This is a genomic window from Arthrobacter sp. JCM 19049 (assembly GCF_001310435.1).
In genome coordinates, this window is the sequence record NZ_BAXF01000467.1 from 1 (window position 1) to 1,688 (window position 1,688).

The 1,688-nt window shown below is 67.4% G+C and carries 2 protein-coding genes; both read right to left on the reverse strand.

Annotated elements, in window-relative coordinates; translation table 11 throughout:
• Positions 1–10: 10 nt before the first annotated feature.
• Complete coding sequence (locus tag JCM19049_RS13455; protein ID WP_054821837.1) at positions 11–442, reverse strand: hypothetical protein; 432 nt, start codon at positions 440–442, stop codon at positions 11–13.
• The coding region (locus tag JCM19049_RS13460; RefSeq protein WP_279403223.1) for a VanZ family protein at positions 427–1,688 on the reverse strand (1,262 nt) is incomplete at its 5' end. The genes JCM19049_RS13455 and JCM19049_RS13460, both read right to left, overlap by 16 nt.

Here is a 1,688-nt window from a genome sequence, read left to right on the forward strand (position 1 = left end):
AGTGGGCGGATCAGGCGCGGCGGTCGGTGAAGCGGGTGCCCGAGGCCCGGGCGGAGACGCCACGGGCCGAACGGTCAAAGGCCAGCCAGATGACCGAGAACCAGATGTAGGGCACCAGCGGCAGGGCGAGCAGCTGGAACAGGTTCCCCTCGGGCACGATGGCCATGATCGACTGGAACAGGTAGATCCCGCCCAGGCCCAGCAGCACCCGGGCCAGCGCCCGCCCGGTGCTAGCCAGCCCTCCGGTCAGGGCACGCACTTCGAACCAGGCGCAGCGTTGTCCCAGGGTGGCCCGCCCCGGGGCCAGGGACGGAATGATCACCACCAGCAGCACCGCGGCAATGGAGAGCAGGTCCTGCAGGTAGTCGATGCGCGCGGTGTGCACTCCCAGGCGTTCGGCGACCTCCAGCACCAGGGACACGGCCATCACCAGGGCGGACATGAACGCCAGGTCGAACAGGTTCGCCAGCGCCGGCGGGAGCGGGTGACGGCCCGGGCCGGGGCGTACTGCCCGTCGCGTTCGCTCGGCCCGGAGAGGAAGGCAAAGACCGGCAGGTAGGCCAGCAGCGTGCCAAGGAACGCCCCAAAGGTGTTCACGATCAGGTCATCGACATCCGCCACCCGGTAGGCGCAGGTGTAGATTCCCCAGATGCCGGTGTACTGGGTGGCCTCGATGGCCAGGGAGAGGGTAAAGCCGATCAGGGTGCCGGTGAACACGTTCTGCCGCGCCCAGCGGATAGCCAGGATCCCCACCGGGATGAACAGCAGGACATTGAACAGCACCTGCCACAGTTCAAAACTGGTCAGGAACGCGCGGCGCCCGCCCTCCCAGGCCAGGTTGAAGTCCTGGAAGAAGTGGAACGGCTCGAGCTGGGTTTGGGCGACCCCGGGCCGGCAGAACGCGTCGCGGGTCTCGGGCATCGGCAGCATGGTGTAGCTCAGCAGCCCGAAGACGTAGAGCACCACCACCGAGCTGGTGATGGTTCTGCGCCAGGACAGGCGCCCGTGCTTGTGGTACTGCAGCGCCAACAGGAAGATGCCTGCGGTCGCCACGAACAGCCCCGCTATCAGCAGTGCCATCGCCCCGGGCCACAACAGGTCCATAATCCTTTGCATACCCAAGGGTAAAACGATTTGCCGTCGGGGCGGGAGCAAAACCCGGTGTGAATTGGCGCTCTTTAGTCCACGGGCGCCGGATGTCTTAGCTGCGCGGGATGCGGCAGGCGCCCAGCTGCTGCCCCACCTGGCGCACCTGGCGGTCCCAGCGCAGCATCGAGCCAGCAGGCCCACCCCCAGCAGCGCGGCCAGGATCCGCAGCAGCCACACCGGATGCCACTGCTCGATGGAGATCTGGTCGACGAACACGGCCAGGGTGATCAGCATGCTCAGCCCGATCATCAGCTTCTCGCTGGTCCAGGACACCTGCTGGGAAATGAAGAACAGGGCAAAGAGCCACAGGATGTACCAGGGCTGGATGATCGGGGCCAGCAGCACCACCGCGGACAGCGCCAGGCGCCCAGGCGCAGCGGGTCGCTGATGTTCCTGGCCAGGGCCAGCGCGCGACCAGGTAGACGGAGAACAGCCGGGCCAGGGTGAACACCACCTGGGCCACCACCGAGGCGTCCGCGCCAAACAGCGAGGCCAGCAGCCCGAACAGGGTGCCCAGCAGGCCCACCGGGGCGTAGGGG